The organism is Ruminococcoides intestinale (assembly GCF_040095935.1).
Classification (GTDB): Bacteria; Bacillota; Clostridia; order Oscillospirales; family Acutalibacteraceae; genus Ruminococcoides; species Ruminococcoides intestinale.
Map to the genome: position 1 here is coordinate 41058 of NZ_JBBMFQ010000005.1, position 24076 is coordinate 65133.

Here is a 24076-nt window from a genome sequence, read left to right on the forward strand (position 1 = left end):
CTTAATTAAAAATTATCAAGTGAATTAAATTTGTCGAGTTCATTAATATCATAAGATGACGACTGTTTCTGCGACGGCTTTGACGCTGATTTTTCATACTTATGAAGTTCGTCAAGCGTGTGCAGATTGCTTGCATTCCAACGCTTTAAGATTCCGTCAATGTAGCGAAGATTCATTGTTCCCTTTGTATCAACGCATCTTTCATACGCCTCTCTGAGCATTTCTGGCGAAAACTTCCACTCGCTTACCCACTTGTCACCGTATTCAAGCTGTTTCTTTGTAGGAGAACCGACATTTTTAAGTCCGAATGCTTTTGAAACAATTGAAAAGTTTGCCGTTGTTTTTTGAATCTGCTTAATCTTGTTATCAGCCGCCTCAAGCGAATAAACACCGTCATTTGCCCATTGAATACCGATATTTTCAATCGTTCTTATATTGCCCTTATCAATGCTTGCACAATAATGTATAAGCATAAAGATAACATCAAGCGGAAGTCCGCAGGTGTCCTTGAGCATAAGCAGAGTTGCAATATCGGAATTTGAAAGAACCTTTCCGAGTGTTGTCTGCGTTTCTTCAACAAGCATTTTTAATTCTTCATCAACCGCAAGCCTTTGTGCCGTAAATACAAAATCAGGCTTTTGCGGTCTTGTAGCCGTAAAATGTTTTTGCGGTTCTTCTGCGTTTTCCTTCGGCGACTGTTCTGTTTCCTGTTTTACAGGCTCTTGAACCGCTTGAACAGGCTGTGGTACTGTCTGTTGTGGCTGTAAAACAGTCTGAACAGGTTGCGGTGTCTGTTCCGTTTGAACAGAAGTCTGCGGTGCAGAAACAAATTCCTCGTTATTTTTTACGGGAGTAAAGGTATTTTCAATTCGATTAAACACACCCATACTTACCCAATAGTCAAGCGCCTCGGGAATATCGGTTACATTGACACCTGTTGCCTTTGAAATTTCAGTGTCGTCAACGGAACGACCGGCATTACGAAGGACAAACAAAAGGACTTTAAGCTTTACGCCGTCAGAAAATTTTAATCCTTCATCGACTACTTTGGAGGGAACTGCAAAAATTGAGTTCCATGCTCCCAAATCTATATTAATTGACATTATATCCTACTTTCTGTGATTTGCTTCTTGTAAATGTCTGTTACAATATTTATAATAGTTTCATTCTCTTAAAGTAATGAAACATCTGCACTTGGATTTCAATTAAAACAACGCTCTGCTTTCATAACAGGGAGCAAGGTTTGTAACAAAGTGCAATCTGTATTTAAATTATAACATAGATTTTCAATTTTAAAAACAAAAAAATAAAATTATCTGGATTTTTTTCTGTTTCTGTGATAATATGATTTCAAATTATGAAAAGAGGTATTACAATGAAATATTCATATTTCCCTACGGGAGTTTGTTCCAGACAGATTAATCTTGAACTTGATGACAACGGCAAAATCACAAGCTGTGAGTTTGTGGGCGGCTGTTCAGGCAACACTCAGGGCATTTGTATGCTTGTTAAAGGTATGGACGCAAAAGACGCTGTTGACAGATTAAAAGGCATTGACTGCCGTGGCAGAGGCACATCTTGCCCCGATCAGCTTTCAAAGGCTCTTGTTGAAGCATTAAAACTTATCTAAATCGTTTTTGCGTATAAGTTTAATTATTATTCCAATAAGGAATTTTACTGCATAAGAAAACGCAATTACAAACAAGGTAATCACACTCATTATTGTTATGATAATGAACAAACACAACATAAAAACATCCTTACAGATTTTTAATTTCATTATATCTGCAAGGATGTTATTTTTTTGGTTTATTATGTAGTACAGAGCAAAAAATTATTTAGAAAGGAAGTAATCCATCATTGTGAAACCTTTTTCAATATAGTTGCCTGTCTTTTTAGCCTCTTCTTCACAGAATTTGCTTACGCCGCTGTCAACTTCGTTTTTGCTGTCATAGATAAGATAAGGAACAGGATTTGAAGTGTGTGTGCGAATAGAAAGAGGTGTGGGATGATCGGGACATACGAGTACGGCAAAATCATCAAAAGTTCTGAGAAAATCGGTTACGGGCTTGAGAATATGCTCATCAATGAGTTCAATAGCCTTTACTTTATTTTCAATCTCTCCTCTGTGACCGCATTCATCGGGAGCTTCAACATGGATATATACAAAGTCCGCACCGTTTTTGAATTCATCAATGGCGGCTTTGCACTTTCCGTCAAAGTTTGTGTCAATATAGCCTGTTGCACCTTCAACATCAACGCTTTTCATGCCGGCACAAATTGCGATACCTTTGAGAAGGTCAACAGCAGAAATCATACTGCCCTTTTTGCCGAACTTGCCGAAGAAGCTGTCAAGAGCGGGTTTTGTACCCTCGCCCCAGAGCCAAATTGAGTTAGCGGGACGAAGTCCTTTTTCAACTCTTGCCTTGTTTACAGGATGATCTTTGAGCAAATCATAGCTTTTCTTCATCAAATCATAGAGAGCGGCAGTATCGTCACCCTTTGGAATGTATTCTTTAATTACACGACCTGAGATATCGTGAGGAGGTGTGAGTTCGCCCGGATGAGGATTGCCGTTTTTCCACACAAGACAATGACGGTATGCAACACCCGAATAGAACTTAAAAATATCGTTGCCGAGCTTTTCCTCAACATAATTGATAAGTTCTCTTGCTTCTTCTGTTGAAATGTCGCCTGCACAATAGTCAACCATAGACTTGTCCTCGTAGTTTTCTTCATCGGACAGAGTTACAAGGTTACATCTTAATGTTACATCGGTGTCTTTAAGGTCAATACCGATACTTGCCGCCTCAAGCGGAGAACGACCGCTGTAATAAACAGCAGGCTCATAACCGAGAACCGAAAGGTTTGCAACATCGCTGCCGGGTTTGAGTCCTTCGGCAACGGTTTTAACCATTCCGACCTCACCCTTTGAGGCAAGGTAATCCATACAAGGCTTAACAGCCTTTGCCATAGGAGTTGAATTATCAAGCTGTGCGTTTGGCTCATCAGCCATACCGTCACAGAGCATTACTAAATACTTCATACTAATTCATAGCCTTTCCGTATAATATGAAATTTATTTCTGAAGTGTGCCAAGACTTGCACACTTTAAATATGCGTTGATAAAGCCGTCAAGATCGCCGTCCATAACAGCCTGAATGTTACCTGTTTCAAAGCCTGTTCTGTGGTCTTTTACCATTGTATACGGCATGAATACATAGCTTCGGATCTGTGAACCCCAGGTAATTTCCTTTTGAACGCCCTTGATGTCCTCAATCTTTTCAAGATGCTCACGCTCTTTGATTTCAACGAGTTTTGAGATAAGCATATTCATAGCAACATCACGGTTCTGATACTGACTGCGCTCAACCTGACTGGCAACAACAATACCAGTAGGAATATGAGTAAGACGAACAGCAGATGAAGTCTTGTTGACCTTCTGACCGCCTGCACCGCTGGCACGGTAAACATCCATTTTGATATCTTCGGGCGGAATGTGAACCTCTGTATCTTTTGCAATTTCCGGCATAACCTCAAGAGATGAGAAGCTTGTGTGTCTTCTGCCTGCCGAGTCAAACGGAGATACACGAACAAGACGGTGAACGCCTGCCTCGCTCTTTAAGTAGCCGTAAGCATTTTCACCTTCAACAAGAAGCACGGCACTTTTAAGTCCTGCCTCATCGCCGTCAAGGTAGTCAACTTCTTTAACCTTAAAGCCGTGAGCCTCTGCCCAACGGGTGTACATCCTGTAAAGCATTTCTGCCCAGTCCTGAGCCTCTGTTCCGCCAGAACCTGCGTGAAATGTAAGAATTGCGTTATTTTTATCATATTCGCCTGTGAGCAAAGTCTGCAAACGCTGTTTTTCAAGATTTTCTTTGACAGCCTCAACTTCGCTTTCTGCCTCTTCAAGAAGAGATTCGTCCTCTTCCTCATTTGCAAGTTCAATCAAGGCGTGAGTATCCTCGTATTTGGCAACAAGACCTTCGTAAGCCTCAACCTTGCCCTTTAAAGAGCCCGTACGCTGTAAAACCTTTTGTGATTTTTCCACATCGTCCCAAAATCCCGGCTCGGTTGCCTTGAGTTCAAGCTGTTGAATCTCCGAGAGCATGCCCTTCATACCGAGTGCATCGGACAAATCGTCTATTTCAGGCTTGAGAGCCTGAAGCTTTAAAAGTAATTCCTCAAACTGTACCATAAACATGTACCTTTCTGAATATAGTTTATCCTTTCACAATTTAATATTATAGCAAAAACATCCACAAAAGTAAAGAAAAACAGCTATTTTATTCATAAGTAAACTTATACACAAAAACAAGTTGCATTTGTCAATACTATTTGTTATAATTAAAGTGTAAAGGTACACTGTATCGTGTATCCTTTGGAGGTTTATAATGGAATTTACAGAATACAAATGTCCGGTATGTGACAAACAGTTCAAAAAGGGTGACGATGTTGTAGTCTGCCCTGAATGCGGAGCACCGCATCACAGAGAATGTTATGAAAAAGAAGGTCATTGTCATTTTGCAGACAAACACGGTGCTGATTTTTCTTTTGAAAAGGAACAGCTTGAAGAGGCCGAACAACAGGCAGAGCAGGACGCTAAAGACGGTGTAGTTCTTTGCAAGCGCTGCGGAGCGGAAAATCCGAAAGAAATGTTCTATTGCTGCAACTGCGGCGCACCACTTTACGGTGATGACAAAAACAATCCGAACTTTCAGCAAAATCAGAATAACGGTCAGCCAAACCCGAATTTCAATCAGAATCAGGGTATGCCGCCGTTTGGTGTTCCTTTTGGTCAGGCAAATCCGCAAATGGCTGCCGCTTTTGATCCTATGGCAGGAATGAAGAGCGACGAACCGCTTGTTGACGATATCACTGCAGGTGAAGCCGCAAAATTCATTGGTAAGAACACCCCTTATTATCTGAGGGTTTTCAACTTTATCAATAGGTTTAAAAAGAGCAGATTCAATTTTTCCGCATTTATTTTATCGGGAATATATTTTCTGTACCGAAAAATGTATGGCTTAGGCGTATTGTTCTCAGCTCTCGTACTCGGTTCAATGGTAGGTTCTGCTTATATTTCATCGCTTCCGGCATGGAAATCTATCTACACGGGCATAGTACAGGCTCAGCAATCCGGACAGGTGCTTTCGCTTGGTAATTCTTTCGGACTTTCACCGACTGAGTTTTTACTGTTTCTCTCTCCTCTGCTTGCAAATGCGGTTTCACTTATAGTAATGGTTATCAGCGGTTTAATTGCAAATAAATGTTACTACAATCACTCTGTTAAGAAAATTAAAAAGATAAAAAGTACAACAAATAAAGAGCTTTTGAATGAGGCACTTGAAACAAAAGGCGGGGTAAATCTCCCGATTGCTATTTCTGTAGCTTTTGCTTTCCTTGTTGTCAATTATCTGCCGATGTTCTTAATGTAAATGGCAGAAACACCGTAATAAATGTATAGAAACATAATAAGTAAAAAGTTTAATGAGAAAGAAGGAATATTATGCGTATAACAAAGGCGGTTATCCCGGCAGCGGGACTCGGTACAAGAGTTCTTCCCGCAACAAAAAATATGCCGAAAGAAATGTATCCTATCGTTGACAAACCAACTATTCAGTTCATAGTTGAGGAGGCTGTTGCGGCAGGAATTACAGATATTCTCATCATCACAAACCGTGGCAAAGGACTTATGGAGGATCATTTTGACGCTTCTCCCGAACTTGAAAGTCTGCTTGAAAAGAGCGGCAAAACAGAATTTCTTGAAACAGTCAGAAATATTTCAAACCTTGCAAACATTTCTTTTATCAGACAGAAAGAAATGAAAGGCCTTGGACATGCCGTTCTCAAAGCAAAATCTTTTGTAGGCAATGAACCTTTTGCCGTTATGTACGGTGACGGCGTTATTACAGGCAAGGTTCCTGCAATCAAACAGCTCATTGATCATTACGGTGAATACGGTGAAGGAGTTGTAGGCGTTAAAAAGGTTGACGCCAAAGACATTCACAAGTACGGTTCACTCAAAGTTGAACATATGCACGACAATGTTTTTGCCTGTACGGACATGAAGGAAAAGCCGCAGACTCCCGAAGAAGTTCTTTCACTTTATTCGATTCTTGACAGATGCGTGCTCCCGGCTGAAATTTTCGAAATTCTCGAAAATACAAAACCCGGAATCGGCGGAGAAATTCAGCTTACAGACGCAATGAGAGAGATTGCAATAACAAAAGGAATGACAGCCGTTGAGTTTGAGGGCAAGAGATACGATATGGGCAATAAATTCGGAATCTTGCAGGCTCAGATAGAAATTGGGCTTGAACACCCTGAAACAAAAGATTTATTGAAGGATTACATAAAAAATCTTGCAAAAACTTTGTAAAAAGGTATTGCAATTTTCAGAAAAGTGCAGTATACTGTGCTACAGTTAAATATTGGATTCAAAAAAACAAGGAGGATTTCACATCATATCAGTGCGAAATCCTCTTTTTGCTTTTAAGAACTATTTTAATTCTTTGTTATTCAATTGTTATTTCATAAGGGCAACAGTTTTCATATATATAGTATGATTTGAACCCGGCTTTAAAAGCAAGCTCTATTCCCTTTTCAATATCTCTGCCGACATCATTTATATTGTGTGCGTCACTTCCGAGGGTTATGTACTTGCCTCCAAGGTCGTGATAGCGTTTAATTTCATCAAATGCAGGGAGAGTTTCACCGAGTCCCTTGAACAGTCCCGAAACATTAATTTCAAGAGCCTTATCCTTTTTAATAAGTTTTTCGTAGATAAGGTCAATCTTATCTCTGTACGGTGAAAGACTCGGAATAACGCCCGTGTCACGCTTAATATATCTCAACGGATATGTAAGGTGTGCAAGAGTACAAAAGCTGTCAAAAGAGGCGGTTTCGAGAAGTTCATCAAAGTACATATCGAGAATTATATGTGCATCTTCTTTTTTGAAGTCCATATAATAAAAATCCGGTCTGTTTCTCAGGTTATGCACGGATGCGATTATTATGTCAAAATCTCCAAAACAAAGTGCTTTTTTTGTACATTCGTCATTGTGCATCGGCTCACCGAGTTCAATACCTCTCAGTATTTTGATTTTACCCTTGTATCTATCTTGCAAAATCGAAGTTTCATAATTCGATTTTGGAATTAATTTGCTGAAATCTCCGTACTCACTTTCAGAGCCGAGCAAAATCTCGGGAGCTTCGCAGTGGTCGGTGATTGCAAGTGCAAAAAGTCCCTTGTTACAGGCACTGTTGCACATTTCTTCAACTGTATTTGCAGCATCGAAAGAGTTGCTTGAATGGGTATGAATATCACATATTTTCATTAGTAAAACACCTCACAAAAAAGATGATAACATATGAAAAAATTTTTTTCAATATTGCACTTTACTTTATTAAAAATTAGTTATATAATATGCACAAATAAAGAAAAGCAGTTTTATGCAGAATTCCAACGAAAATCTGCATAAACAGGAGGTAAAAAATGAAGGCAGTTATCACAGTAATCGGTAAAGACAGCGTTGGAATCCTTGCAAAAGTTTCAGAGGCCTGTTCAAAGGCTGATGTTAATATCGTGGAAGTAACACAGAGTGTTCTTCAGGATATGTTTGCTATGATTATGCTTGTTGAAATTGACAAATCCAACATCGGATTTGAGCAGCTCCGTACAAACCTCAAAGCAGTCGGAGAATCAACAAATACAAAGGTTCATGTTATGCACGAGGACATCTTTAACAGCATGCACAGAATTTGATCAGTGCTACCGAATTGAAAGGATATACATAATATGTTAGAAACAAGAGATATACTTGAAACCATAAATATGATAGACAATGAAAACCTTGATGTAAGAACAATTACAATGGGTATTTCATTGCTTGACTGCATTGACGAGGACATTGATAAGGCTTGCACAAAGGTTTATGACAAAATTTGTCGAAATGCAAAAGACCTTGTTAAAACAGGTGAAGACATCCAGAAGGAATTTGGTATTCCGATTATACATAAAAGAATTTCAGTTACCCCTATCGGTATGGTAGCCGCTCCGTGCCAGAGCAAGAATGTTGTCAAGTTTGCCCACACTCTTGACAAAGCCGCAAAGGAACTCGGCGTAAACTTCATCGGCGGTTATTCCGCTCTTGTTCAGAAGGGTTTTGCAAGCGGTGACTACGCTCTTATTGAGAGTATTCCACAGGCCTTGAGCGAAACCGATTTCGTTTGTTCATCCGTAAATATCGGTTCTACAAAAGCCGGCATCAATATGGATGCTGTTAAGATGATGGGTAAGGTCGTTAAGCAGGCTGCAGAAGTTACAGCCGACAGAAACTGCATCGGTGCCGCAAAGCTCGTTGTATTCTGTAACGCTCCCGAAGACAACCCATTTATGGCTGGTGCTTTCCACGGTGTCGGTGAAGCCGATACTGTTATCAATGTCGGTGTATCGGGTCCCGGCGTTGTAAGAGCCGCTCTTGCAAAAGACGGTGCAGGAAAAGACATCACGGAAATTGCAGATATGGTTAAGAAAACTGCATTCAAAATCACCCGTATGGGACAGCTTGTTGCAAGAGAAGCAAGCAAGCGACTTTGTGTTCCCTTTGGTATTGTTGACCTTTCACTTGCCCCGACACCTGCTGTCGGTGACAGTGTTGCATATATTCTTGAGGAGATGGGACTTGAAGTGTGCGGATGCCACGGTACAACCGCTGCACTTGCACTTCTTAATGACGCTGTTAAAAAGGGCGGCGTTATGGCTTCTTCCCATGTCGGCGGTCTGAGCGGTGCTTTCATCCCCGTTTCCGAGGATGCAGGTATGATTCATGCCGCTACTGAAGGTTACCTTGATATTACAAAACTTGAATCAATGACAGCCGTATGTTCGGTTGGTCTTGACATGATTGTAGTACCGGGTGACATAACTCCCGAGGTTATCTCTGCAATTATTGCAGATGAGGCTGCAATTGGTATGGTAAATACCAAAACAACTGCGGTAAGACTTATTCCGGCTATCGGAAAAAGTGCAGGCGAAGAACTTAATTTCGGCGGACTGCTCGGCAGAGGTCCCGTTATGCCTGTAAGGAAAGGTTCACCGGAGGCATTTATTAAGCGTGGCGGAAGAATTCCGGCTCCGCTTCAGGCGCTTAAAAACTGATTTTTCACGGGGGTGGTATTGTGGAGAATATGATTAAAAAAATCGTTGATGCCGACAACGAAGCCAAAGCCATGGAAAAGGATACTCTTGAAGAAAAAGAGGAACTTTCCAAAACTATTGAAGCCGAAACGAAGAAGATTTATGACGACTTCATGGCAAAAGCTGAAGAGGTTGTGAAACGCAACGACATTCAGGAAACAAAGAAAGCCGAACAGCAATGGGAGGAAATTCAGGGCAAGCACAATTCAGTGCATATCAAGCTTGACTCTGATTTTAAACTCAACTGTGACAAGTGGGTTGACGAAATCGTCAAAAGAACGGTTGCACAGTAACATTCCATTTACTGTTTACAAGGAGGTGTATGCGGATAATGTCAAAAACTTCGTTTGCAGTTCTGACAAAAGCAAGGTCAAAGTTCGGCAACAGACTTACCGAAAAGGATTACCAGAGTTTGCTTGCATGCCAGAGTGTCGGAGAGATTATGTCGTATCTTAAAAATAATACGCATTACTCCAAGGCTCTGACGGATGTCAGTGAGCGTGAAATTCACAGAGGACGGCTTGAGGCTCTTTTGAGGCAAAACCTTTTCTATGAATTTGACTCTTTGTGCAGATACGATTCGAGCGTAAGCTCGGGTTTGTCATCGTACATTATCTCGACATTAGAGGTTGAGCAGATTATAAGATTCCTTATCCTGCTCAGTTCAAACTCGACTGACAAGTTCATCTATCAATTCCCGGGGTATATTTCAAAGCATACGGAAATAGATGTTAACAAGCTTGCCAACGCAAAAAATTATGAAGAGTTTCTGAACGCCACACAGTCCTCCCAATTCTACGATATTCTCAAGCAATTTTCTCCTGATGAGAAAAATCGACTTCCAATATCGGACATTGAGAACAAGCTGTATAACTTGGTGTTCGGAAAACTGACAAAACTGATTAAAGCTACAACAAAAGGACAGGAAAAGCACGAGCTTATCAACTTTTTCTTTACGATTAACGATTATAATATTTTCTCGAGAATTCTGAGATTGAAAAAGTATTATAAGCTTTCTCCCGATGATATCAAAGCAAACCTCTTGCTTAATTACACAAATCTCAGCGAAAAGACCGTTGACATGATGTGTAAGGCGGAATCTTCGGGTGAGATATTCTCAATTATGCAGAATACGCATAACGGAAGATTGATTGATAAAATCGGATATGTTTATGCAAGCGATATTTCACCGAGAGTAAAATACAGGCTTGCAAGGAAAAATATGCACTTTTCCAACAACCCTTCGGTTGTAATGATTTCATATGTTTTTGTTGCCGAAACAGAGCTGATGAATATTGTCACTCTGATTGAGGGCACAAGATATGAACTTGACAATAAAATTACACAGTCATTGCTCATTAAATGATTATTTGACTGTCAAGAAGAGGTGATTATAATTTGGCTGTTTCAACCATGCAGGCCGTAAGCATTATCGGACTTACAAGGGATATTGATAATGTAATATCGGTACTTGGTGAATCAGGTGTGTTCCATCCCGATGATGTTTCATCTTTCTACAGCAACACAAAGGATTTTACACATCTGCAATCAAAAAACATCTATGCTGAACCTCTTAACACTCTTAAAGCAACATTAAGCCTTACAAAACGCAAGTTTAATCTTGTTGATGTAAGTGACTTTAATCCGACCTTTAAAGAAATTGAGCTGTTTACAAATCAGATAAACAGCGACATTGAAGTTCTTGCAGATGACAGGCTGTTTGTTGAAGAGCAGTTGATGCAGGCAAAGGAAAATCTTGTTGAAACAACACACTTTGTCGGACTTGGGGTTGAAATCGAAAAGGTTTTAACCTTAAAGTATATCAGTTCACGCTTTGGCAGATTGCCTAAGGAAAGCTTTGAAAAGCTTTCAGCCTATAAAGATAATCCTTATGTGGATTTTATTGTCTGTTCCGAGGATAAATCACATTATTGGGGCGTTTATTTTGCTCCGATTGACAAAACCGAGGAAATTGACAGAATCTTTTCAGGATTGTACTTTGAAAAATGTGATGTTCTCGGAGTTAATGACACACCGAGAATTCATCTGAAAAAACTTGAGAGCCTTATTCCCCATCTTGAGGAGAAGCTTAAAGAAGCTCAGAAGCGAGTTGACGATTATGTTGACAAGTATGAGGTTAGAATCTGTAAATATCTTTCTAAACTTGAAGAGCTTAATCTTTATGCCAAAATCCGCACAAAAGCATTGCAATACAGCAAAAGCTTTATCATTGTAGGTTGGGTTCCTACAGAGGATGCTAAGCCTCTCAGACGCAGACTCAAAAAAATTGCCAGCGTCAATGTAGATTTTTCAGACGGCAAGACGGAGATTGCAAAATCGCCGCCTGTCAAACTCAAAAACTGTTTCCTTGCAAAACCGTTTGAATTTTACACAGAGATGTACGGTGTTCCGAAATATAACGAAATTGATCCGTCACTCTTTATCGCTATCACTTATGTCATTATATTCGGCATAATGTTTGCTGACCTCGGTCAGGGCATTTGTGTATCAATTGTCGGTGCGCTTATGTGGAAACTCAGGAAAATGAAAATCGGTAAGATTCTTGTGCCGTGCGGAATTTCTTCTGCGATATTCGGCTGTGTGTTCGGAAGTGTGTTCGGATTTGAGCATGTGCTCGATCCTCTTTACAAGGCACTCTTCGGACTTGATGAAAAACCGATTGAAGTAATGTCATCAGGCTCAATTGTAATGATTCTTCTTGCGGCTGTTGCAATAGGTATTTCGCTTGTTGTGGTTGCTATGGGACTTAATATTTACAGTTCCTTCAAGCAGGGAGAAGTGGGAAGAGCCTTGTTCGGATCAAGCGGTTGTGCAGGTCTTGTATTCTACTGTTCAATTATTTTCGGTGTTGCAGGACAGCTCGTATTGGGTCTGCAGGTATTTTCCCTTGCATACATTCTTTGCCTTATCGTTCTCCCCTATCTGCTCATCTTCTTTGGTGAGCCTCTCGGACTTCTTATTACCGGTGAAAAAGACTGGCAGCCCGAAAGCTGGGGCGGATATATTCTTGAGCATGCTATCGAGTCAATCGAATTTTTGCTTGAGTATGTTACAAACACGGTAAGCTTTTTAAGAGTCGGTGCATTCGTTCTTGTACACGCAGGTATGATGACGGTTGTTTTCGTACTTGCCCAAACAGCTCCCGCAGTAGCATACTGGCCCGTAGTTGTTTTTGGTAATGTTTTTGTAATGGTTCTTGAGGCGCTTCTTGTTGCAATTCAGGTGTTAAGACTTGAATATTACGAGATGTTCAGCCGTTTCTATTCCGGTGAAGGCAGACCTTACGAACCTGTTAAATTAAATATTGATTGATAATTTTTTGGAGGTATTATTATGTTATTCAATTTAATTATGTTAGCTGTTCCGGTAGTATTCCTTTGTGCGTCTGCAATTCTTGCAGTAAAGGCTTTTGAGCATGGAAAGAACAGAAAGAAAACAGTTCTTACTCAGATTTGCTCATTCGCTGCTGTATTTGCATTCTGCATGGTATGCCCTATCGTAGCAAGTGCTGCTACAGGTGATGCCGCTGCAGCTACATCAGGTATGGCTGACGGTCTTGCATATATCGGTGCCGCTCTTGCAACAGGTCTTTCATGTATCGGCGGTGGTATTGCCGTTGGTAACGCTGCTCCTGCCGCTATCGGTGCTACAAGTGAAGATCCTAAGGCATTCGGTAAAGCAATCATCTTCGTTGTACTTGGTGAAGGTATCGCTATTTACGGTATGCTCGTTTCAATTCTTCTTATCTTTGCAAGATAATTTAAGCGATTTAAGTTTCGTTAAGGATTGATTATTATGAAATTTTTTCTTATAAGTGATAATGTCGATACCAAAATGGGTATGAGATTTGCAGGTATTGAAGGCGTAGTTGTTCATCAGGAGGATGAGGTACGCAGTGAGCTTGAAAAGGCTGTGAACAGGGATGATATTGCAGTTATTCTTATTACGGAAACACTTGTTTCGCTCTGTCCCGACCTTATTTATGACCTCAAGCTTAACCGCAAACAGCCGCTTATTGTTGAAATTCCCGACCGTCACGGTAACGGAAGAACCAAGGACAGTATTACAAAATATGTTCAGGACGCAATCGGCGTAAAGCTGTAATTATCACATATCTGAATTTATTCAGGGAGGTTATTTTTAATGGAAAACTCCAAAAACAAAACAGATAACTTTCTGAAAGCCATTAAAAAATATGCTGATGAACAAAGAAGTGCCATGCAAACAGAGGTTGCTCAGCTTAAAGAAGAAAAGCTGAAAGAGGCAACCGAAAAAGGCAGACATGACAGCGAAAAATATATCAAGGACAAACTTGAAGAATCAAGAAACAGACAGACGGGTATTCTTGCAAAGAAAATTCAGGAAGGTCAGAAAAAACTGTTTCTCGAGAGAGCTGAAATGACTGAAAGCGTATTTAAAAAGGCTGAAGAAAAGCTTGTTGAATACACAAAAACATCAGATTACTCAAACAGCCTTGTAAAAAGTGCAAAGGAAGTTGCTAAGCTTTTTGCAGACAACGACTGTGTTGTTTATGTCAACGAAAGAGATATGAAGAACTCAGACAAAATCAAGGCAGTTTTTGCAGGAAGCACCGAGGTTGTTGTCGACAAATCAATTAAAATCGGCGGAATCAAAGGCTTTTGCAAGGCAATGAATATTGTTGCCGATGAAACTCTTGACAGCAAGCTCTATGCACAGAAAGAATGGTTTATTGAAAATTCCGGACTGAGTGTGCTTTAATCTTGCTGACTGTTAATTTCTTTTGAAAGAGATGGTAATAATATGGAAAACAACAATGTTATATATGGAATAAACGGACCTGTTGTTACCGTAAAAAATACCGACAGCTTTGAGATGATGGAAATGGTTCATGTAGGCAAGCAAAAGCTTGTCGGTGAAATCATCGGTATTACAGACGACATCACAACTATTCAGGTTTATGAGGAAACAACAGGACTTAAACCGGGGGATCCCGTTGAGGGTACCGGTGCTCCTATGAATGTTCTTCTCGGCCCCGGTATTATTGATAACATCTTTGACGGTATCGAAAGACCGCTGAAGGCTATTGAAGAAGAAGCAGGTGCGTTTATTAACCGTGGTTCTTCGGTTTCTGCTCTTGATGACAAGAAGCTGTGGAATGTTACAATGAAGGTTAAAGTCGGTGACAAGCTTGAGGGCGGTCAAATTTACGCTACTCTCCCCGAAACTCCTATCATTGAACACAGACTTATGGTTCCGCCTGAGCTTTCGGGTGAAGTAGTAAAGGTTAATCCCAACGGCGACTACAAGCTCTTTGATACAGTTGTTGTAATCAAGGATGACGAAGGCGTTGAGCACAACCTTACCCTTTGTCAGCAGTGGCCAATCAGAACTTCCCGTCCTGTTAAGGAAAGACTTACATCATCTGTTCCGCTTATCACGGGTCAGAGAGTTATTGATACTCTCTTCCCTATTGCAAAGGGCGGTACAGCAGCTATTCCGGGCGGTTTCGGTACAGGTAAAACAATGACTCAGCACCAGCTTGCAAAATGGTGCGACGCCGATATCATCATCTATGTCGGTTGCGGTGAGCGTGGTAACGAGATGAGCCAGGTTCTTGAGGAATTCTCAGAGCTTATTGACCCAAAGTCACAGCGTCCTATGACCGACAGAACCGTACTTATCGCCAACACATCAAATATGCCTGTTGCGGCTCGTGAGGCTTCAATTTACACAGGTATTACTCTTGGCGAATATTACAGAGATATGGGTTATCATGTTGCCATGATGGCTGACTCAACATCCCGTTGGGCTGAGGCTCTCCGTGAGATTTCAGGCCGACTTGAAGAAATGCCTGCCGAAGAAGGTTTCCCTGCGTACCTTCCTTCAAGACTTGCCGAGTTCTATGAGCGTGGCGGTCGTGCCGAGGTTCTCAGCGGCGGCGAAGGCTCTGTAACGCTTATCGGTGCGGTTTCTCCGCAGGGTTCAGACTTCTCTGAGCCTGTAACACAGAACACAAAGCGTTTTACAAGATGTTTCTGGGCTCTTGATAAGGCTCTTGCTTATTCAAGACATTATCCCGCTATTAACTGGATGGACAGCTACAGCGAGTATTTTAACGACCTTGATCCGTGGTTCAGAGAAAATCTCGGTGAGGATTTTATTGAATACAGAAACAGAATAAGCGCACTTTTACAGGAAGAAAGTTCACTTATGGAAATCGTAAAGCTCATCGGTTCGGATGTACTCCCCGATGACCAGAAGCTTGTAATTGAAACAGCAAGAGTAATTCGTGTCGGTTTCTTACAACAGAACGCTTTCCATGCCGATGATACTTATGTTCCGCTTGAAAAGCAAAAGCTTATGATGAAAACCATTCTTCATCTTCATGCCAAAGCTAAGGATATAGTCGCTCAGAATATTCCGCTTTCCAAGATTCTTAACCTTGGTCTGTTTGATAAGCTTACAAAGATGAAGTATGATATTCCTAACAGCAAGCCTGAAATGTTTGACGATTACATTAAGGAAATTGACGAAAAGCTTGCTGCAATTTCTTAATAAGGAGGGAACGCAATAATGATTATAGATTATGTAGGCGTTAAAGAAATTAACGGCTCTCTTATAGTTATGGACGGTGTTAAGGGCGTTTCCAACGAGGAAATTGTTGACATTCGTCTTGATAACGGTACAATGCGTCAGGGTCGTGTCGTTCAGATTGAGGGCGAAAGAATAGTTGTTCAGGTTTTTGAGGGTACAAGAAGAATCAGCCTTAAAAACACAAGAACAAGACTTACAGGTCATCCTATGGAGATGCCTCTTTCCCCTGAAATTATCGGCCGTGTACTTGACGGTGCGGGCAAACCTATTGACGGACTCGGTGATATTTTTCCTGTTAAAAAGGCTAATATCAACGGTACTCCTATCAACCCTGTTTCCCGTGTTTATCCTAAAAACTACATCAACACTGGTATTTCAACCATTGATACGCTTATGACTCTTATCAGAGGTCAGAAGCTGCCTATCTTCTCCGGCTCAGGTATGAAACATAATGACCTTGCCGTTCAGATTGTAAGACAGGCTAAAATCAGCGGTGCAAACAGCTCTAACTTTGGTGTTGTATTTGCCGCAATGGGTGTTCAAAAAGATGTTGCAGAATACTTTAAGAAGAGCTTTGAAGAAAGCGGCGTACTTTCAAGAGTTGTAATGCTTTTGAACCTTTCAAACGATCCTATCATTGAAAGAACTCTTACGCCGAGATGTGCTCTTACAATTGCTGAATATCTTGCATTTGAGCTTGATATGCACATTCTCGTTATTATGACCGATATGACATCTTATGCCGAGGCTCTTCGTGAGTTCTCGTCATCAAAAGGTGAAATTCCGGGCAGAAAGGGTTACCCCGGCTATCTTTATTCTGACCTTGCATCACTTTATGAGCGTGCAGGTATGATTAAAGGTCACAACGGTTCTGTTACACAGATTCCGATTTTGACAATGCCTAACGACGATATTACTCATCCTATCCCCGACCTTACAGGTTACATTACAGAGGGACAGATTGTTCTTGACCGTTCACTTCAGGGACAGGGACTGTATCCGCCTGTTAATGTTCTTCCTTCCCTTTCCCGTCTTATGAAGGACGGTATCGGTGAGGGTTATACAAGAGCCGATCACCAGCCTCTTGCAAACCAGCTTTTCGCTTCTTATGCAAAGGTAATTGACGCAAGATCGCTTGCATCTGTTATCGGTGAAGAGGAGCTTTCTCCTACTGATAAGAAGTACATTGAGTTTGGCAGATTGTTTGAATCAAAGTTCGTTAATCAGGGCTTTAATGAAAACAGAAGCATTGAACAGAGTCTTGACCTTGGTTGGGAATTGCTTTCAACATTGCCGAGAGCAGAACTTGACCGTGTTGACGATGCTTTACTTGATCAGTACTATAAGGGTGACAAATAATCGTTTGAAGAAAGGAGTGTGAGCATTTATGGCAGTACAGACAGTACCTACCAAGGGTAATCTTATGAATACTAAGAAATCCCTTGCACTCGCCAAAAACGGCTATGAACTGTTGGACAGAAAGCGTAACATTCTCATCAGAGAAATGATGACGCTTATCGACCATGCAAACGCAATCCAGCAGAAAATTGATGACGCTTATGCAGAGGCTTACACAGCACTTCAAACGGCAAATGTTACCAACGGCTTTTGTGAAGATATTTCTAACGCTATTCCCTATGAGAACGGCTTGAAGCTTGATTCAAGAAGTGTTATGGGTGTTGAAATTCCGATTCTCACTATTGAGGAACGAGAGGACCATAACTACCTACACTACGGTCTGCGCACAACAAATTCGGCAATTGATAAGGTTTATACGAAATTTACCGAAGTTAAAAATCTTACAGTTGAGCTTGCCGAGATTGAGAACAGCGTTTACCGCCTTGCCGATTCAATCAAGAAAACTCAGAAGAGAGCAAACGCTCTCAAGAACATTATGATTCCCCGTTTTGAGGAAACAGTTAAGTTCATTTCCGACGCACTTGACGAAAAGGATCGTGAGGAATTCAGCCGACTCAAGGTAATCAAGAAGAAAAAGCAAAAAGATGCTGCTTTGAAAAAAGCTAAAGAATTAAGTGCTGAAAGCGCATAAATTATCAGCCCGACCGTAATTTGGTCGGGCTGTTTTAATGTGTCAACATAATAAAACGGATTGGCATTTTTATTGAGCCAATCCGTTTTGTTTTAGATGTTGTGAATAAGCTGTTGTTTCTTTTTTGTTCGGTATTTTATAAATACCGAAACAATACATTCTGCAAAAACAACTATTGCAATCCCTGAAATAAGGTAGGCAAACATACCAAATGATGCCTTTGCCATAACAATTCCAAGTATGTCCGTTCCCTGTTTTATTGGTACGCTTATGCTGTTAATTGATTGATACGCCCAACACCATGCGATAATACCGTTGATAATGTTGGATACAGCAAGCGCAGTAATAACAGTACCGTATATTTTCATTTTCTTTATGTTGTGATGAAATATAAATACAAACAAAAGCTGTGCTAACAAGAGAATAAAAAATACAATCGAATTTCTTATAACAGGTATTTGGGTCAGTAAAGACGAAAGTGCCGAAAAAATAAAAAGAACAGTTAAAAATATTTCACTTATTTTCATATTCCACTTCACTTTCGGTCAAGTTTTCTTCTGTGCATTTTCTCTTTTGTCTTTGTACCCTTTACTTTGAAGATAATCAGGTATCCTGCAAGAAGTGCAAGGAATGTTGTCTGAGTATAGAACAAGGCGTAATCTCCGTTTGAAAAGCCCTTGCCGTGCTTTACGGGCTTGTCCTCGGGCTTTTCTGTGGGAATAGGCTCAATGCCGTCATAATTGCCAGAAATCACCGCCTCATCGGGCGAAGACGCCGCAGATACACTTACACAAAAGGCTGATGAAAAAGTCATCAGAACAGCCATTAACAAGGTGATTATAAATTTAGTCTTTCTCATAATATTTCCCTTTGAAAAATTAAGATTTAAAATAACTACAGTTAATTGTATCACAAGAGAAATATATATGCAACTGCTCTTTATTCTTCTGTCCAAACCTCTTTTGCCATATTGAAAGCTGCCCAAGCTTTTGACCATCCTACATAGAATGCGGAATGAGTGATGATTTCTGCAATTTCTTCCTTTGTAATGCCGTTGTTTTTGGCTGACATAAGATGATACTTAAAAGAAGAATCTACAAGTCCCTGTGACATAAGTGCAACAACTGTAACAAGTGAACGGTCACGAAGTGAAAGTTTGTCTTCCCTACTCCACACTTCACCGAAAAGCACATCGTCATTAATTTCTGCAAATTTCGGTGCAAACTCACCGAGTTTATCTCTTCCTGCTGTCTGTTTTACCATTGATATCAACTCCTAAAATTTGTTTATAATAGTTATTTTAAAATTATTTAAATCAAAGCGACTGCATCTTCTGCAATCTGTTCGGGTGTGAGGCGGTTTTCTTTGAGGACATCGGCAGGATTATATCTGTCAAGGAATTCCTTTTTAAGACCGAAATTGATAACCTTAACATCTGACGGACCGTAGAAACGGGCAATCTTCTCACCAAAACCACCGTCAAGCACTCCGTCTTCAAGTGTTACAACAACATCATGGTCTTTCTTGAGGCTTTCAAGAAGCTCTGTGTCAACGCCTGTAATGTAGTAAGGATTGATAAGAGTAGGCGCTGTGCCTGTTTTTTCTTCAATAAGCTTTGCAGCCTGTTCGCCCATTCCATAGAATGATCCGAGTGCGATTACGGCAATCTTACCGCCCTGCTGAGCAACTTCATATTTATTAAGTTCTGCAAAATTCTTTGTGCAAGGCTTGCCTGTTGAAACAAGTTCTGCAACGGGAACACGAATTGCAACAGGGTAATCTGTCTGCTCAATGCTCCAGTCGAGGACAGCAAGGTAATCTTCTTTGGTCGTAGGAGCGATATAAACAAGGTTAGGAATGTTTGAAATCATGGGAATATCAAAAATTCCGAGATGTGTAACATCTGTCATACCGTTTACCGATGCAGTCTGAACAAGGATTGTTGCAGGGTTTGAATCAATGCACAAGTCCTGTGAAAGCTGATCGTAGGTTCTCTGAATGAATGAGCTGTAAACATTGAATACGGGCTTGCCGCCGTTCTTTGCGATAGCAGATGCCATTGCAACGGCTGTCTGTTCTGCGATGCCTACATCAAGAAACTGTCTGCCGAATGCTTTTCTCTCATCAGGAGTAAAGCCGTAAAGTGCCGGAGTACCGGCTGTAATCGCCACAACTGACTTGTCAGACTTCATCTTATTTTTAAGATAATCTGTTGTAATTGAGCTGTAGTCCTCCTCATCAGGGAAATTAACAGTAGTTTTGCCTGTTTCAATATCAAACGGCATACACCAATGCCAGCTTTCTTTGTCAGTTTCAGCAGGCTTATAACCTTTACCTTTAAGAGTGTTAATATGAACAACAACAGGATGATCAATGTCTTTTACAGACTTAAAAGTCTTGATAAGCTCTTCAATATTGTTGCCGTCCTTGACATATACATAATCAAGCCCCATTGACTTGAAAAGATTACATTCAGCCTTGCCGTCTGTGTCACGAAGAAGTTTGAGATTTTTATAAAGTCCACCGTGATTTTCTGCAATCGACATTTGGTTATCATTTGCTATAATAATCAGGTTAGAATCCATTTCACCGGCAACATTAAAACCTTCAAGAGCCTCACCGCCGCTGATTGAGCCATCACCGATGAGTGCAATAACATTACCCTTGCCGTTTGTTACATCTCTGCCCCTTGCAAGTCCGCAGGCAAGGCTGACAGAGGTTGATGTATGACCGACAGTAAACATATCGTGTTCGCTCTCTATGGGGCTTGTATAGCCTGTTACATCATCGTAATGATCCTGCGCAATATATGCCTCTTTTCTGCCTGTAAGGATTTTATGCGGATATGACTGGTGTGAAACATCAAATACAAACTTGTCCTGTGGTGAATCAAAAACATAATGAAGGGCAATTGTTGCCTCTACAATACCGAAATTCGGGCCGAAATGACCGCCGTGAACACTTGCACGGTGAAGTAAAGCGTCACGCATCTCCGATGCAAGAGCGTTAAGTTCATCAATACTGAGTTTCTTAACATCCTGCGGTCCGTTTATTTTTTCAATATACATCGTAATCAGAGCTCCTTATCATATAAATTTTAAATATAAATCAGAGATATCTCTCTTTAGCTATATTATATAACCTCAAGCTAACTTTAGGTCAAGAGTATTTTTAAAAAATTTATCTTTTGCATTCTTTTTTTATGTATATCGTTACAACGCAATAGCATAACCCTCGACAGATAACTATAATTGAAACAGGCACTTACATAATTGCAAGTGCCTGTTTCATGGCTGAGCCGGCGGGATTCGAACCCACGGGTGACGGAGTCAAAGTCCGTTGCCTTACCGCTTGGCGACGGCTCAGTATATATTCTACTTTTATTGATTATTAAAAAAACAAGCCGCCAAAGAATTTCTTCAGCGGCTGTTGGTGACCCATCGGAGATTCGAACTCCGGACACCTTGATTAAAAGTCAAGTGCTCTGCCAACTGAGCTAATGAGTCAAATGGGGTGGAATGCCGGATTCGAACCGGCGGTCTCCAGTGCCACAAACTGGCGCGTTAACCAACTACGCTAATCCCACCATAAGTGGCGCGCCAAAAGGGACTCGAACCCCTGACCTACTGCTTAGAAGGCAGTTGCTCTATCCAGCTGAGCTATTGGCGCATCAGTTGCTGACCTCAGTCAGCCTTTATATTATACCCATATACGGCATATTTGTCAACACTTTTTTGAATTTTTTTCATATTTAATTTTTAAAAAGTTTTTTTCGGACAAAATCCGCCAAATTACGGCTTTCCGTATTTCTGAGCAAGTGCAAGATTCCTGTAATCGGGTTCAGACGAAACCTCTCTTATAAGCTTTACAAACTTAGGAAGTTGATACCGCTGATCTTCACTAAGCAATTCAATTTCTATTGTTGCCCTGTCATTCCAGAACGGATAAACATCAAGTTCGCAGTAGGTGCTGTTGTCAACAATGCAATATCTGTCTTTACTGATGACGCCTGTAACATACTGCCTTTGAACAAGGTACGAGTCATATTGTTCTTTTGAAATATAATTTTCAATTTCAATCCGCTTAATATCCGATATTTTGATTTTTACAGTTTTGATATATACAGCCTTGTCACCCTCTCCCCTTTTGCGGATTCTGAAATATCCTTCCTCGGGAGTAGTGAGGTATGCCTGTGTAATAGGAATTCTGCGACAGGTTTTTATGCTGTTCAAAAATTCAATATCAGGATATTCAATCAAAAATTTTCTTTCAATTTCAAGTGGTTTCGGAATTCCGAGAAATGCGACAACCTCCTTGAGAAGTCTTTTCAGCTTAGTATCAAAGTCGGTCGAATTATCAATAATTCTGAGATGCGGTGTGCCTGTCCACACAGCCATAACATCTGTGTCAACTTCTCTTGCTTTTTCAAGACTTTCTTCCCTGCGGAAAATATTGGTTTCTTTTCCGTAATACTCTTCTACACCGTCTGCGGAAGTCACAAGATGAAATACTGCGTCATAAGAATTTCGTATTACATCTTCATTCAAATTATGAATACCTGCATACTTTGCAAACTCATCTTCCGTAACATATGCTCTGCTGTCAAGCAATCCTCTGTCAAAAAGTAAAACCGCCTTTTCACAATCCATATTTTTGGCAATTTGCGTTTTTTCATTCTCCTCAGCAAGCTGAATTTCAAACAGTTCTCTGTGAAATTCATAAGAGCCGACATTTTCGGGGGTTTTACCCTCACTAAACAATCTGCTTGCAACCTCACCGATTGTAATTGTAGGAATATTAAGCTTTTTAAGCTCTTCGCTGATATATTTTAATGCGGAAGTCTTGCCGCCGCAGGGTCCTCCCGTCAATACTATTTTTACAACTTCAGCCATAAAATCACCCATGTAACTTATTAAATTAAGTATATATCCCAACAGTAATTTTTTTATTCTGTAGAAGAACATTGTTGTTTGTTTTTCCCCTTTAAAAGATAATATCGGCAAAATGAAAGTTTCTTATGCAGTAAAATTCATATTATACATTAAAAAGCGTATAAATTATCATAAAAACGGTGAAATATGCTGTTATAACATTGACAAGTTGCGTATTAAAGTGCTAAAATATGTGTATAACCAATGAGGTTTTTTCTTATATTGAAAGGAAGTATTTATGATGGAAAAGCAGAATATTGACTGGGCAAACATTGGCTTCGGTTATATGCCCATCGGTGAAAGATTTGTAGCTAATTATAAAGACGGTAAGTGGGACAACGGCAGTATGACAGCCGACACCACAATTACTATCAGCGAATGTGCAGGCGTTTTGCAGTATGCTCAGACTTGCTTTGAGGGTATGAAAGCGTACACTACCTGTGACGGCAGAATTGTTGTGTTCAGACCTGATCTTAACGGACAGAGAATGGAGGACAGCTGTAAGCGTCTTGAGATGCCTGTATTTCCAAAAGAAAAGTTTGTTGAGGCTGTTTGCAATGTTGTTAAGGCAAATGCAGATTATGTTCCTCCGTACGGCACAGGCGCAACACTTTATATTCGTCCGTATATGTTCGGCAGCGGTCCTGTAATCGGTGTTAAGCCGTCGGCAGAATATCAGTTCAGAGTATTTACCACTCCTGTAGGTCCTTACTTCAAGGGCGGTGCAAAGCCTATTACAATTAAGGTTTCAGACTTTGACAGAGCTGCTCCTCACGGCACAGGTCACATCAAGGCAGGACTTAACTATGCAATGAGCCTTCACGCTATTGTTACTGCTCATGCAGAAGGTTTTGACGAAAATATGTATCTTGACGCCGCTACAAGAACTAAGGTTGAAGAAACAGGCGGTGCTAACTTTATTTTTGTAACAAAGGACAACAAGGTTGTTACTCCAAAGTCTAACAGCATTCTCCCCTCAATTACCCGCCGCTCACTTATGTATGTTGCTGAGCATTATCTTGGTCTTGAGGTTGAAGAAAGAGAAGTTTACTTTGATGAAGTTAAGGACTTTGCAGAATGCGGTCTTTGCGGTACAGCTGCCGTAATCTCACCTGTCGGCAAAATTAACGACCACGGCAAGGAAATTTGTTTCCCGAGCGGTATGGATGAAATGGGTCCGATTACAAAGAAGCTTTACGATACACTTACAGGTATTCAGATGGGCAGAATCGAAGCTCCCGAAGGCTGGATTAAGGAAATCAAGTAATCAATTTTATACATATAACAAGACGGTCT

General features: G+C 40.6%; 24 protein-coding genes and 4 tRNA genes. 15 read left to right on the top strand and 13 right to left on the bottom strand.

All coding sequences use genetic code 11. The annotated features are described in order from the left end of the window. Nucleotides 1-5: 5 nt before the first annotated feature. Nucleotides 6-1103: a DnaD domain protein gene (locus WMO31_RS08675; protein WP_117967492.1), complete on the bottom strand. Its 1098-nt coding sequence runs from the start codon at nt 1101-1103 to the stop codon at nt 6-8. A gap of 272 nt (nt 1104-1375) precedes the next feature. Here WMO31_RS08675 and WMO31_RS08680 point away from each other — a divergent pair, with 272 nt between their 5' ends. Next, nucleotides 1376-1630, top strand: a complete 255-nt coding sequence (locus WMO31_RS08680) for a TIGR03905 family TSCPD domain-containing protein (protein ID WP_015523993.1) — start codon at nt 1376-1378, stop codon at nt 1628-1630. A 204-nt stretch (nt 1631-1834) separates the two neighbouring features. Here the strand turns inward: WMO31_RS08680 and WMO31_RS08685 are convergent, their stop codons facing one another. Together WMO31_RS08685 and prfB are read right to left on the bottom strand one after the other, a co-directional pair. Then, nucleotides 1835-3046, bottom strand: coding sequence for a cofactor-independent phosphoglycerate mutase (locus tag WMO31_RS08685; RefSeq protein WP_117520445.1), 1212 nt, complete (start codon nt 3044-3046; stop codon nt 1835-1837). A gap of 33 nt (nt 3047-3079) precedes the next feature. Continuing rightward, nucleotides 3080-4198 (bottom strand): peptide chain release factor 2, encoded by a 1119-nt coding sequence (gene prfB, locus WMO31_RS08690; protein ID WP_015523996.1) that lies wholly within the window; start codon nt 4196-4198, stop codon nt 3080-3082. 196 nt (nt 4199-4394) lie between these two features. Here prfB and WMO31_RS08695 point away from each other — a divergent pair, with 196 nt between their 5' ends. Next, the gene (locus WMO31_RS08695) at nt 4395-5438 is read left to right on the top strand and encodes an RING finger protein (protein WP_317426736.1); all 1044 of its coding nucleotides are present in this window, start codon (nt 4395-4397) and stop codon (nt 5436-5438) included. A 71-nt stretch (nt 5439-5509) separates the two neighbouring features. Beyond that, entirely contained in the window at nt 5510-6382 is an 873-nt protein-coding gene (galU, locus tag WMO31_RS08700; protein ID WP_021882853.1) for a UTP--glucose-1-phosphate uridylyltransferase GalU, read from the top strand. A gap of 136 nt (nt 6383-6518) precedes the next feature. On the opposite strand, the gene WMO31_RS08705 is transcribed toward galU, so the two are convergent. Further along, nucleotides 6519-7340 carry a histidinol-phosphatase HisJ family protein gene (locus tag WMO31_RS08705; protein WP_117847632.1) on the bottom strand — a complete coding sequence of 274 codons (822 nt, stop codon included), beginning with the start codon at nt 7338-7340 and terminating at the stop codon, nt 6519-6521. A 158-nt stretch (nt 7341-7498) separates the two neighbouring features. Between WMO31_RS08705 and WMO31_RS08710 the strand changes: the two genes are divergently transcribed. The 11 genes from WMO31_RS08710 to WMO31_RS08760 are packed head-to-tail and all read left to right on the top strand — an operon-like array spanning nt 7499 to nt 17849. Further along, a complete protein-coding gene (locus WMO31_RS08710; RefSeq protein ID WP_015524000.1) occupies nt 7499-7768 on the top strand; it encodes an ACT domain-containing protein in 270 nt (89 codons plus the stop codon). Between the two features lie 33 nt (nt 7769-7801). Beyond that, nucleotides 7802-9163, top strand: coding sequence for a PFL family protein (locus tag WMO31_RS08715; protein WP_015524001.1), 1362 nt, complete (start codon nt 7802-7804; stop codon nt 9161-9163). A 20-nt stretch (nt 9164-9183) separates the two neighbouring features. Continuing rightward, entirely contained in the window at nt 9184-9495 is a 312-nt protein-coding gene (locus WMO31_RS08720; protein WP_015524002.1) for a hypothetical protein, read from the top strand. 38 nt (nt 9496-9533) lie between these two features. Then, nucleotides 9534-10568 (top strand): V0D/AC39 family V-type ATPase subunit, encoded by a 1035-nt coding sequence (locus tag WMO31_RS08725; protein ID WP_015524003.1) that lies wholly within the window; start codon nt 9534-9536, stop codon nt 10566-10568. A gap of 32 nt (nt 10569-10600) precedes the next feature. Continuing rightward, nucleotides 10601-12535, top strand: coding sequence for a V-type ATP synthase subunit I (locus WMO31_RS08730; protein WP_117847636.1), 1935 nt, complete (start codon nt 10601-10603; stop codon nt 12533-12535). Between the two features lie 21 nt (nt 12536-12556). After that, a complete protein-coding gene (locus WMO31_RS08735; protein ID WP_015524004.1) occupies nt 12557-12982 on the top strand; it encodes an ATP synthase subunit C in 426 nt (141 codons plus the stop codon). A gap of 36 nt (nt 12983-13018) precedes the next feature. Beyond that, entirely contained in the window at nt 13019-13327 is a 309-nt protein-coding gene (locus WMO31_RS08740) for a V-type ATP synthase subunit F (RefSeq protein ID WP_015524005.1), read from the top strand. Nucleotides 13328-13366: 39 nt separating this feature from the next. Next, nucleotides 13367-13963, top strand: a complete 597-nt coding sequence (locus WMO31_RS08745; protein ID WP_367999537.1) for a V-type ATP synthase subunit E — start codon at nt 13367-13369, stop codon at nt 13961-13963. A 42-nt stretch (nt 13964-14005) separates the two neighbouring features. Next, nucleotides 14006-15760 carry a V-type ATP synthase subunit A gene (locus tag WMO31_RS08750; protein ID WP_046432888.1) on the top strand — a complete coding sequence of 585 codons (1755 nt, stop codon included), beginning with the start codon at nt 14006-14008 and terminating at the stop codon, nt 15758-15760. Nucleotides 15761-15778: 18 nt separating this feature from the next. Further along, entirely contained in the window at nt 15779-17158 is a 1380-nt protein-coding gene (locus WMO31_RS08755) for a V-type ATP synthase subunit B (protein WP_021882860.1), read from the top strand. A 28-nt stretch (nt 17159-17186) separates the two neighbouring features. Further along, a complete protein-coding gene (locus tag WMO31_RS08760; protein WP_101029317.1) occupies nt 17187-17849 on the top strand; it encodes a V-type ATP synthase subunit D in 663 nt (220 codons plus the stop codon). Between the two features lie 92 nt (nt 17850-17941). Here WMO31_RS08760 and WMO31_RS08765 read toward each other — a convergent pair whose 3' ends face one another. The 9 genes from WMO31_RS08765 to WMO31_RS08805 all read right to left on the bottom strand — a co-directional run bounded on the left by WMO31_RS08765 (nt 17942) and on the right by WMO31_RS08805 (nt 22741). Beyond that, nucleotides 17942-18376, bottom strand: a complete 435-nt coding sequence (locus WMO31_RS08765; RefSeq protein ID WP_046432878.1) for a hypothetical protein — start codon at nt 18374-18376, stop codon at nt 17942-17944. Nucleotides 18377-18384: 8 nt separating this feature from the next. Further along, nucleotides 18385-18708 (bottom strand): hypothetical protein, encoded by a 324-nt coding sequence (locus tag WMO31_RS08770; protein WP_367999538.1) that lies wholly within the window; start codon nt 18706-18708, stop codon nt 18385-18387. Between the two features lie 80 nt (nt 18709-18788). Beyond that, nucleotides 18789-19112: a carboxymuconolactone decarboxylase family protein gene (locus tag WMO31_RS08775; RefSeq protein ID WP_155130021.1), complete on the bottom strand. Its 324-nt coding sequence runs from the start codon at nt 19110-19112 to the stop codon at nt 18789-18791. Between the two features lie 47 nt (nt 19113-19159). Further along, nucleotides 19160-20917, bottom strand: coding sequence for a 1-deoxy-D-xylulose-5-phosphate synthase (locus WMO31_RS08780; protein WP_367999539.1), 1758 nt, complete (start codon nt 20915-20917; stop codon nt 19160-19162). A 222-nt stretch (nt 20918-21139) separates the two neighbouring features. After that, nucleotides 21140-21214, bottom strand: a tRNA-Gln gene (locus tag WMO31_RS08785). Nucleotides 21215-21279: 65 nt separating this feature from the next. Beyond that, a tRNA-Lys gene (locus tag WMO31_RS08790) sits at nt 21280-21355 on the bottom strand. Nucleotides 21356-21358: 3 nt separating this feature from the next. After that, nucleotides 21359-21435, bottom strand: a tRNA-His gene (locus WMO31_RS08795). Nucleotides 21436-21441: 6 nt separating this feature from the next. Next, a tRNA-Arg gene (locus WMO31_RS08800) sits at nt 21442-21518 on the bottom strand. 122 nt (nt 21519-21640) lie between these two features. Then, nucleotides 21641-22741: an AAA family ATPase gene (locus tag WMO31_RS08805; RefSeq protein WP_367999540.1), complete on the bottom strand. Its 1101-nt coding sequence runs from the start codon at nt 22739-22741 to the stop codon at nt 21641-21643. Nucleotides 22742-23021: 280 nt separating this feature from the next. Here WMO31_RS08805 and WMO31_RS08810 point away from each other — a divergent pair, with 280 nt between their 5' ends. After that, nucleotides 23022-24047 carry a branched-chain amino acid aminotransferase gene (locus WMO31_RS08810; RefSeq protein WP_015524014.1) on the top strand — a complete coding sequence of 342 codons (1026 nt, stop codon included), beginning with the start codon at nt 23022-23024 and terminating at the stop codon, nt 24045-24047. The last annotated feature ends 29 nt before the right edge of the window (nt 24048-24076 follow it).

Coding starts and splice junctions, on each gene's coding strand:
- WMO31_RS08765 (WP_046432878.1), bottom strand. CDS start 18,376: ATGAAAATAAGTGAAATATTTTTAACTGTTCTTTTTATTTTTTCGGCA.
- WMO31_RS08675 (WP_117967492.1), bottom strand. CDS start 1,103: ATGTCAATTAATATAGATTTGGGAGCATGGAACTCAATTTTTGCAGTT.
- WMO31_RS08740 (WP_015524005.1), top strand. CDS start 13,019: ATGAAATTTTTTCTTATAAGTGATAATGTCGATACCAAAATGGGTATG.
- WMO31_RS08715 (WP_015524001.1), top strand. CDS start 7,802: ATGTTAGAAACAAGAGATATACTTGAAACCATAAATATGATAGACAAT.
- WMO31_RS08685 (WP_117520445.1), bottom strand. CDS start 3,046: ATGAAGTATTTAGTAATGCTCTGTGACGGTATGGCTGATGAGCCAAAC.
- WMO31_RS08725 (WP_015524003.1), top strand. CDS start 9,534: ATGTCAAAAACTTCGTTTGCAGTTCTGACAAAAGCAAGGTCAAAGTTC.
- WMO31_RS08680 (WP_015523993.1), top strand. CDS start 1,376: ATGAAATATTCATATTTCCCTACGGGAGTTTGTTCCAGACAGATTAAT.
- WMO31_RS08805 (WP_367999540.1), bottom strand. CDS start 22,741: ATGGCTGAAGTTGTAAAAATAGTATTGACGGGAGGACCCTGCGGCGGC.
- WMO31_RS08695 (WP_317426736.1), top strand. CDS start 4,395: ATGGAATTTACAGAATACAAATGTCCGGTATGTGACAAACAGTTCAAA.
- prfB (WP_015523996.1), bottom strand. CDS start 4,198: ATGGTACAGTTTGAGGAATTACTTTTAAAGCTTCAGGCTCTCAAGCCT.
- WMO31_RS08745 (WP_367999537.1), top strand. CDS start 13,367: ATGGAAAACTCCAAAAACAAAACAGATAACTTTCTGAAAGCCATTAAA.
- WMO31_RS08810 (WP_015524014.1), top strand. CDS start 23,022: ATGGAAAAGCAGAATATTGACTGGGCAAACATTGGCTTCGGTTATATG.
- WMO31_RS08755 (WP_021882860.1), top strand. CDS start 15,779: ATGATTATAGATTATGTAGGCGTTAAAGAAATTAACGGCTCTCTTATA.
- WMO31_RS08735 (WP_015524004.1), top strand. CDS start 12,557: ATGTTATTCAATTTAATTATGTTAGCTGTTCCGGTAGTATTCCTTTGT.
- WMO31_RS08705 (WP_117847632.1), bottom strand. CDS start 7,340: ATGAAAATATGTGATATTCATACCCATTCAAGCAACTCTTTCGATGCT.
- WMO31_RS08770 (WP_367999538.1), bottom strand. CDS start 18,708: ATGAGAAAGACTAAATTTATAATCACCTTGTTAATGGCTGTTCTGATG.
- WMO31_RS08710 (WP_015524000.1), top strand. CDS start 7,499: ATGAAGGCAGTTATCACAGTAATCGGTAAAGACAGCGTTGGAATCCTT.
- WMO31_RS08750 (WP_046432888.1), top strand. CDS start 14,006: ATGGAAAACAACAATGTTATATATGGAATAAACGGACCTGTTGTTACC.
- WMO31_RS08775 (WP_155130021.1), bottom strand. CDS start 19,112: ATGGTAAAACAGACAGCAGGAAGAGATAAACTCGGTGAGTTTGCACCG.
- WMO31_RS08780 (WP_367999539.1), bottom strand. CDS start 20,917: ATGTATATTGAAAAAATAAACGGACCGCAGGATGTTAAGAAACTCAGT.
- WMO31_RS08760 (WP_101029317.1), top strand. CDS start 17,187: ATGGCAGTACAGACAGTACCTACCAAGGGTAATCTTATGAATACTAAG.
- galU (WP_021882853.1), top strand. CDS start 5,510: ATGCGTATAACAAAGGCGGTTATCCCGGCAGCGGGACTCGGTACAAGA.